This is a genomic window from Kitasatospora sp. NPDC059817, from assembly GCF_042731835.1.
In the GTDB taxonomy this organism is placed as follows: Bacteria; Actinomycetota; Actinomycetes; order Streptomycetales; family Streptomycetaceae; genus Kitasatospora.
In genome coordinates this window covers 1-7,904 of record NZ_JBHWIR010000255.1, presented here as the reverse complement: position 1 = coordinate 7,904, position 7,904 = coordinate 1, and the positions used below count along the sequence as shown (strand labels likewise).

Below are 7,904 nucleotides of genomic sequence, written 5' to 3'. Positions count from 1 at the left end.
GCGTCGGCGGGTTGCGCGGGCGCGGCGTGGGCGCCCGCCAGCACGCTCGGCCCGCTGTTGAGCACTTCCACCCGCAGGTAGTGGTCCGCGTAGCGCACCGTCACCTCGGCCGTCACCCCGTCCCCGTGTTTGAGCGCGTTGGTCAGCGCCTCCTGGATGATCCGGTACGCCGTCACGTCGACGCCGCCGGGCAGCGGTCTCGGCTCGCCCGAGATCCGCACCTCCACCGGCAGCCCGGCGAAGGCGAACCGGTCGATCAGCGGCCCGAGCCGGCTCAGGCTGGGCTGCGGCGCGAAACCGTCCGCCGCCTCCTCCTCGGTGCCGTCGGCGGCGGGGGCGAGCAGCCCGAGCAGGTGCCGCAGCTCGGTCATCGCGTCGCGCCCGGCGGCCTCGACGGCGCCCATCGCCGCCGCCGCCTCCGCGGGCATGGTGGCGATCACCTCGCGCGCGGCCCCGGCCTGGACCACCATCAGACTCACGTTGTGGCTGACGATGTCGTGCAACTCGGCCGCGATGCGCGCCCGTTCGGCGTCCACGGCGGTACGGGCGGCGCTCTCCCGCTCCCGTTCCAGCAGCCAGCCGCGCTCGCCGATGGCCGCCCGGTGCAGCCGCCGCGCCCGGGCGAGCGCGACGCCCAGCCAGCCGGCCGCCGCGACCGCCGTACCCGCCACCGTCGCACTCGCCACCGCTACGGCGGCCCAGTTCGTCCCCGTTCCCCACACACCGCCAGTTTCCCAGCCCACGCGATGATCGACATCATCCGGGGGTGCCGCCCGCGTACATCCCGGGTACTACGGCCGCCCCGGCTACACCCCGGGTGGGACGCCGGGCCCGGGGGCCCGCGCCTACCGTCGTCCACCATGAGCAACGACCACGACGGGACCACCCCGCCGAACGACCACGACGGGACCACCCCGCCGGACGACGCACAGGCCGTCGTCGAGCTGTCCGGGGTCCACAAGGAGTTCGGCGACGCCAAGGCGCTCGACGGCGTCGACCTGCGGATCCGGGCGGGCGAGGCGGTCGCCGTGATGGGCCCCTCCGGGTGCGGCAAGTCCACCCTGCTGAACATGGTCGCCGGGCTGGACCGGCCGACCTCCGGCACCGTCCGGGTGCACGGCCAGGACCTCGGGCGGCTGAACGAGACCGGGCTGGCCCTGTTCCGCCGCCGCCACATCGGCATGATCTTCCAGTTCTTCAACCTGATCGACGACCTGCCCGCCCTCGACAACGTCGCCCTGGCCGCCCAGCTGACCGGCACCACGGCCCGCCAGGCGCGCCGCCGCGCCCTGGAACTGCTGGACGAACTCGGCGTCGCGCACCGCAAGGACACCTACCCGGCCGCGCTCAGCGGCGGCGAGCGCCAGCGGGTCGCGGTGGCCCGGGCCCTGATGAACCGCCCGGCGCTGCTGCTCGCGGACGAGCCGACCGGCGCGCTGGACAGCCGCTCCGGCGAGCAGGTGATGGACCTGCTGATCGACCTCAACCAGATCGGCCAGACCCTGCTGATCGTCACCCACGACCCCAACCTGGCCACCCGCTGCGCCAGCCGCCTGGTCGAGGTCGCGGACGGAAAGGTGGCGCGCGAGCGGGCCCTGGAGGCGTCCGCATGACCGGCGCCGTGTGGCGGGCCTCCCGGGCGGCCGTGAAGCGCCGCCGGGTGCAGACCTTCGTGATCGGCCTGGTCGTCTTCTGCTCCACCACGACCGTGCTGCTCGCCCTCGCCGTGATCAGCGCCGCCCGGGCGCCCTTCGACGACGCCTTCGCCGCCGAGCGCGGCGCCCACGTCGTCGCGGCCTTCGACCCGGCCAGGGCCTCGGCGGAGCAGCTGGCCGCCACCGCCCACCGGCCGGGCGTCGAGGCGGCCGCCGGGCCGTTCGACCAGGCCGTGGTGGAGATCCCCACCGACTGGGTCGGCCGCCCGCCGGGCCCGCTGACCCTGGTCGGCCGGGCCGACCCGGCCGGGCCGGTGGACCGGGTGCAGCTGCTGGGCGGCCGCTGGGCCACGGCGCCCGGCGAGGTGGTCATCCAGCAACCGGGCGGTGGCGCCGCGACGACGCTCCTCGGCACGTCGCTCACCACCGCCACCGGGCTGAAGCTCACCATCGTCGGCTTCGCCGGCAGCATGAGCCAGTCCGCCGGCGGCTGGGTCGTCCCCGAGCAGGCGGCCGCCCTGCACCCCACCAGCCGTCAGATGCTCTACCGCTTCGCCGACGCGGACACCGAGCAGCAGCTGACCGCCTCCCTCGGCACGGCCACCGAGGGCCTGCCCGAGGGCGCGCTCGCCAGCGCGCAGTCGTACCTGGTGCTCAAGCAGGCCTTCTCCGCCGGTGCCGACGCCTACCTGCCGCTGATGACGGTCTTCGGCGTGCTCGGGCTGGTCGTCGCGGCACTGATCGTCGGCAACGTGGTGAGCGGCGCGGTGGTCTCCGGCTACCGGCACATCGGCGTGCTGAAGTCGATCGGCTTCACCCCGCGCCAGGTGGTCACGGTCTACCTGACCATGGTCTCGGTGCCCGCGGTCGTCGGCACGGTCCTCGGGACGGCGGCCGGCTGGGCGGGGGCGTACCCGATCCTGGAGACCGCCTTCAGCGGCATCTCGACCGGCACCGCCGTGATCGAGCCGGCCGGCTGGCTGCCCGCCGCCACCCTGGTCGGCGTCCCGCTGCTGGTCGTCGCCGCCGCGTTCGTCCCGGCCTCGCGCGCCCACCGGCTCTCCGCCGCCCAGGCGATCTCGGCCGGCAGCGCCCCGCGCACCGGGCGCGGGCTGAAGGTCCAGCGCCGGCTGAGCGGCACCCGGCTGCCGCGCGCCGTCAGCCTCGGCCTCGGCCAGCCCTTCGCCCGCCCGGGCCGGACGGCGCTGACCATGGCGGCGATCGTGCTCGGCGTGGTCACCGTGACGGTCACCACCGGCCTGAGCAGCACCCTGGCCAGGAGCATGGCCCCGGTCGACGACAAGATCCACGTCAACGTGCAGACCGGCCACTTCCAGGGCAACACGGTCGAGCCGCAGCTGACCCCGGCCCAGACCGAGGCGATGCTGCGCGCCACCCCCGGGGCCGCGCAGGTCGTCACCCGGGGGCTGGTCCGAGTGGGCGTGGTCGGCCACACCCAGCCCGTCTTCATGGACTTCTACGGCGGCGACGACATCGCCGGCACCAGGTGGCTGCGGGTGGTCAAGGGCCGCCCGGCGACCGGGCCGGACGAGGTCCAGGCCGGGCCGGCCTTCCTCGACCAGCGCGGGCTCAGGCTCGGCGACCGGATCACCCTGACCCTGGAGGGCCGACAGCGGGCCGTCACCATCGTCGGCGAGGAGATCCAGGGCAACGCGAACGCGATCACCTCCAACGACGCCACCCGGGCTGCGCTCACCCCCGACCCGCACACGGTCGAGTACGACGTGCGGCTCGCCGACGGCGCCGACGCCGCCGCGTACCAGAAGGCGGTCGGGGCCGCCGACCCGAGCCTGACGCCCTCGGTGGTCGTCGAGAGTTCGGCGGGGCCCGTCGTCGCTATCCAGACCTTCAGCACGACCTTCACCGTCCTGCTGTCGGTGGTCGCCTCGCTGGGCGTCTTCAACACCCTGCTGCTCACCATCCGCGAGCGCCGCCGGGACATCGGCATGCTGAAGTCCATCGGCATGACGCCCCGTCAGGTCGTCGCGATGACGGTCACCTCGGTGGCCTGGCAGGGCGCGCTCAGCGGCGTCATCGGCATCCCGGTCGGGATCGTGGTGCACCGGCTGATCGCCGAGAACGTCCGGATCCTGGCCTTCCCGGAGCACATGATCGACGTCTGGGGCGCCCCGCTGCTCGCCGGGCTCGCGCTGGCGGGTGTCGCGATCGCCGTCCTCGGCGCCCTCGTCCCGGCCCGCTCGGCGGCCCGGCTGCCGATCGCCGAGGTGCTGCACAACGAGTGAGCGGGGGGCGGCGCGCGGGCGGCACACGGATGGTCGGACGGTTCGCCGCCCGGCCGTCCGGGTGCCGTCCGGCGGGCCTTCCGCCGCATGGCTGACGCCGGGTCAGAGACCGGCGTTCGAGCGCCTATCATCGCGCCATGGCCACCGCTGAGCTGATCCGCATCGTCTCCCGCTCCTCGCCCATGGCGCTCGCCCAGGTCGAGCGGGTCCGCGCCGAACTCGCCGCCCTGCACCCGGGCCTGCGCACCGAGGTGGTGCCGGTCACCACCTCCGGCGACCGCTGGATGGGTGACCTCGCCCGGCTCGGCGGGAAGGGCGCGTTCACCAAGGAGGTCGACGCCGCGCTGCTCGCCGGGGAGGCCGACGTCGCCGTGCACTGCCTCAAGGACGTGCCCGCCGACCGCCCGCTGCCCGCCGGCACCGTCTTCGCCGCCTACCTGCGCCGCGACGACATCCGCGACGCCCTCGTCCACCCCGGCGGCCTGACCCTCGCCGAACTGCCGCCCGGCACCCGGATCGGCACCTCCTCCGTCCGCCGGGTCGCCCAACTCGCCGCCTCCCACCCGCACCTGGTGTGCGTGCCGATCCGCGGCAACGCCAACAGCCGGCTGGCCAAGCTGGCCGCCGGGGAGGCCGACGCGCTGCTGCTCGCCGCCTCCGGGCTGGAGCGGATCGGCGAGCAGGCGCGGATCACCGAGATCCTGGACCTCGACGCGATGTGCCCGCCGATCGGCGCCGGCATCCTCGTCCTGCAGTGCCGCGAGGACGACGTCGTCACCGTCGACGCGGTCGCCGCGCTCGGCCACCGCGACACCTGGCGCGAGGCGGCGGCCGAGCGGATGTTCCTGCACGTCCTCCAGGGCCACTGCAACAGCCCGATCGCCGGCTACGCCAGGGCCGAACCGGACGGCCGGCTCTCGATGCGCGGCCGGGTCTTCAGCCCGGACGGCAAGCAGGTGCTGGACGCCCACGAGTGGGCCGGCGCGCTCAGCCCCGAGGACCTCGGCACCTCCACGGCGCTGGCGCTCAAGCGGCAGGGCGCACAGGAGCTGATCGCGGGCATCCCGCACTGATCCCCGGCATCCCGCACTGATCTCCAGCATCCCGCACTGATCTCCAGCATCCCGAACTGATCCCCGCCTCTGCGACCGACCGCTACCGGAACAGCAGTTCGGCGAAGCGGTCCACCTGGTCCACCTCGGGGGACCAGCAGTACAGCATCACCTCGTCCGCGCCGATGGCCGTGAAGCCGGCCACGGCGGCCCGGATCGCCTCCGGCGTGGTGAGCAGGCCCTCCTCCATCCGGTCGGCGCGGCCGCTGGACTCGTAGTACGCGCGGATGTTGCGCCGGGCCTGCTCGACCGTCTCCGCCGGGCCGAGGACGGCGTTCGCCTGGGCGACCAGCCGGGGCCGGCCGTCCCGGCCGTGCCGCTGCCAGGACCTCTCGACGTCCTGGAACAGCCCGGCCATCGCCTCCGGCGGCACTCCCGCGCCGAGGAAGCCGTCCCCGAACCGGCCGACCCGGTCCAGCGCGGCCGGGGCGAAGCCGCCGAACAGCACCTCGGGGCCGCCGGGCGTCGCAGGCGCGGGCCCGACCGGGCCGACCCCCTCGCCGAACGGCTCACCGGCCCAGAGGCGGCGCAGCACCGCCATCCGCTCGTCCAGGAGCCGGCCCCGGCGGCGCGGGTCGATGCCGGCGGCCAGGAAGTCGTCCTCCCGGCCGCCGACGCCGAGGCCGAGCGTGAACCGCCCGCCGGAGAGCAGGTCCAGGGTGGCGGTCTGCTTGGCGAGCAGCGCGGGGACGTGGTGCGGCGCGAGCAGCACCTCGGTCTGCAGGCGGACGCGGGACGTGGCGCCGGCCAGGGCGGCCAGCGTCACCAGCGGTTCGGGGTTGTCGAACACCACCCGGTCCGCCAGGCCGAGCGTGCTGAACGGGCCGGCGTCGGCCCGCCGGGCCCACTCGAACAGCAGGACGGGGTCCTGGAGGGGAAGACCGAGGCCGATCTTGGCGGCCTGCGGGGAGGCCTGCGGGTCGGGCTTCGAGGTGGGCTGCGGGGCGGGCTGAGGGGTGGGCTGAGGGTCGGGCTGCATGGGGATCATCCTCCGGAGGGCAGGCCGCATACGGGCGCCGCCCCTCCGTGGGCCCGCGCGCGGCCCTGCTCCCCGTCCTGCGGCTCGTCGTTCCGGGGAGCGTGCTCGTCGGAGTGCGGCGACGGTGGCGCGAGGTGCTTCCCGGGTTCAACGCCGTTCCCCGCGCGTCCGTGCCTGGAATGATGCCCGGGAATCGCCGGGGAGTTGACGATCGGCCACGCCCGGCGTCCGAAATCGGCTCGCTCGGGGGTGCGCGAACCGGCAGAGTACGCCCATGACTACCGCGGGACTGGACGACGACGGCTTCATCGCACGGGAGGGCTCGTTGGGCCGGGTGCCCGAGGCGTTCGCACCCGTGGTCGCCGCCGCCCGGACGCTGATCGCCGAGGTCTTCGACCTCCCCCGGCTGCACAGCGCCTACCTCTACGGCAGCATCCCGCGCGGCACCGCGATCCCCGAGGTCTCCGATCTCGATCTCCTGCTCGCCCTGAGGCAGGAGCCCTCCGCCGCCGACCGGGCTGACGCCGATGCGCTCGAATCCCGGCTCGATGCTTCCTTCCCGCAGGTCAACGGTGTCGGAATCCTCCTGTTCAGCGCGGACACGCTGCTGAGCGAGCTCGAACGTCACGATCTGGGCTGGTTCGTGGCCTGCCTGTGCACGCCTTTGCTCGGTGACGACCTCGCCGCCGGACTGCCGCGCTACCGCCCCACCTCCACGCTCGCCCGCGAGACCAACGGCGATCTCGCCCTGGCCCTCCCGCGCTGGCGCGAGCGGGCGGGCTCGGCCGGTACGCCCGCCGAGCGCCGGGCGCTCAGTCGCGCGGTCGCCCGCCGGATCGTGCGGACGGGCTTCACCCTGGTGATGCCGCGGTGGGGTGGCTGGACCAGCGATCTCACCGAGTCCGCCGGGGCGTTCGCCCGCTACTACCCGGAGCGCGCCGAGCAGATGCGTCTGGCGGCGACCGTGGCCCGTACGCCGACAGCGGACCCGACCGTCCTCAAGGTGCTCACCGAGGACCTCGGGCCGTGGCTGGCGGCCGAGTACACCGCCGTCCACGGGGAGAAGACGCCCCGGACCTGACGTCGGACACGTCCTGTCCTACGCCCGGTGCTCGGGCAGCCAGTGCTGTGCGTAGGCGACGGCGTCGCGGAGGCGGAAGAGGCGGGTGGTGGCGGCGCCGACCGTGGCGTGGCGGACGGCCTTCGGGTGGTCGGCCTCGAAGGCGGTGCCGAGTTCGGCGAAGTCGTCGGCGCTGATGGCCCGGTCGCGGACGGTGAGCCATTGCCGGCCCTCGGGGGTGAGGGTGGCGAAGGAGACGTCCTCGCTCGGGCCCGGGACGCGGTACTCGGCGAGGTGGAAGCAGGTGCAGGAGCCGAAGTCGGCGCCCAGCAGCAGGACCTGGGCGTCGCGGTCCTCCAGCCGGGCGAGCGGGCTGGACTCGCCGAGCAGGCAGTCGAGGGCGTGTCCGTCGGTGGTCTCGGCGGCGCCCGGGCCGAGGGCGGCGAAGGAGGTCTGCGGGTGGGCGCTGCGCCGGGCGCCGGGCCAGATCCGGACGGCCTCGGGGATGGCGCCCATCCCCAGGGTGGGGCTCACGTGCGGGTCGTACGCGGGCCAGGACGCTCGGATGTCGGGCCACCAGGCCTCCGGGACCGGCGGGTTGGACCAGCCGGCGGGGTCGGAGTTGTCCCCGGTGTGGGTGGGGACGGCGAGGGTGCCGGTCGGTCCGAGGGCGTCGAGCAGGGCCTGGACGACGGTGACCGGCCCGCCGGAGACCCAGCCGAGGGAGCGCAGCGAGGAGTGCACGAGCAGCGTGCCGCCGGGTTCGACCCCGGCGGCACGCCGGGCGGAGGCGAGGGCCGGGCGGGGGGGGGGCGGGTTCACGTCGCTGCCGGC

The 7,904-nt window shown here is 75.0% G+C and carries 7 protein-coding genes; 4 read left to right on the top strand and 3 right to left on the bottom strand.

The window, feature by feature from the left end; translation table 11 throughout:
* Positions 1-671: sensor histidine kinase (locus ACFV61_RS32520; RefSeq protein ID WP_380495577.1), on the bottom strand; the 671-nt coding region annotated here is incomplete at its 3' end.
* Between the two features lie 189 nt (positions 672-860).
* On the opposite strand from ACFV61_RS32520, the gene ACFV61_RS32515 reads away from it, so the two are divergent.
* From ACFV61_RS32515 to hemC, 3 genes are all read left to right on the top strand, one after another.
* Positions 861-1,613: an ABC transporter ATP-binding protein gene (locus ACFV61_RS32515; RefSeq protein ID WP_380495575.1), complete on the top strand. Its 753-nt coding sequence runs from the start codon at positions 861-863 to the stop codon at positions 1,611-1,613.
* Positions 1,610-3,919, top strand: a complete 2,310-nt coding sequence (locus ACFV61_RS32510) for an ABC transporter permease (protein ID WP_380495573.1) — start codon at positions 1,610-1,612, stop codon at positions 3,917-3,919. The genes ACFV61_RS32515 and ACFV61_RS32510 overlap by 4 nt, the downstream gene beginning before the upstream one ends.
* 137 nt (positions 3,920-4,056) lie before the next feature.
* Complete coding sequence (hemC, locus tag ACFV61_RS32505) at positions 4,057-4,992, top strand: hydroxymethylbilane synthase (protein ID WP_063347045.1); 936 nt, start codon at positions 4,057-4,059, stop codon at positions 4,990-4,992.
* A gap of 82 nt (positions 4,993-5,074) precedes the next feature.
* Here the strand turns inward: hemC and ACFV61_RS32500 are convergent, their stop codons facing one another.
* Entirely contained in the window at positions 5,075-6,010 is a 936-nt protein-coding gene (locus ACFV61_RS32500; RefSeq protein WP_380495571.1) for an LLM class flavin-dependent oxidoreductase, read from the bottom strand.
* Positions 6,011-6,284: 274 nt separating this feature from the next.
* On the opposite strand from ACFV61_RS32500, the gene ACFV61_RS32495 reads away from it, so the two are divergent.
* Positions 6,285-7,091 (top strand): nucleotidyltransferase domain-containing protein, encoded by an 807-nt coding sequence (locus ACFV61_RS32495; protein WP_063347043.1) that lies wholly within the window; start codon positions 6,285-6,287, stop codon positions 7,089-7,091.
* Positions 7,092-7,109: 18 nt separating this feature from the next.
* Here the strand turns inward: ACFV61_RS32495 and ACFV61_RS32490 are convergent, their stop codons facing one another.
* Positions 7,110-7,892 carry an aminoglycoside N(3)-acetyltransferase gene (locus ACFV61_RS32490; RefSeq protein ID WP_380495579.1) on the bottom strand — a complete coding sequence of 261 codons (783 nt, stop codon included), beginning with the start codon at positions 7,890-7,892 and terminating at the stop codon, positions 7,110-7,112.
* Positions 7,893-7,904: the final 12 nt, after the last annotated feature.

Bases quoted from the DNA above. Each gene is read 5' to 3' on its own strand.
- ACFV61_RS32495 (WP_063347043.1), top strand. From the start codon at position 6,285: ATGACTACCGCGGGACTGGACGACGACGGCTTCATCGCACGGGAGGGC.
- ACFV61_RS32515 (WP_380495575.1), top strand. From the start codon at position 861: ATGAGCAACGACCACGACGGGACCACCCCGCCGAACGACCACGACGGG.
- ACFV61_RS32510 (WP_380495573.1), top strand. From the start codon at position 1,610: ATGACCGGCGCCGTGTGGCGGGCCTCCCGGGCGGCCGTGAAGCGCCGC.
- ACFV61_RS32500 (WP_380495571.1), bottom strand. From the start codon at position 6,010: ATGCAGCCCGACCCTCAGCCCACCCCTCAGCCCGCCCCGCAGCCCACC.
- hemC (WP_063347045.1), top strand. From the start codon at position 4,057: ATGGCCACCGCTGAGCTGATCCGCATCGTCTCCCGCTCCTCGCCCATG.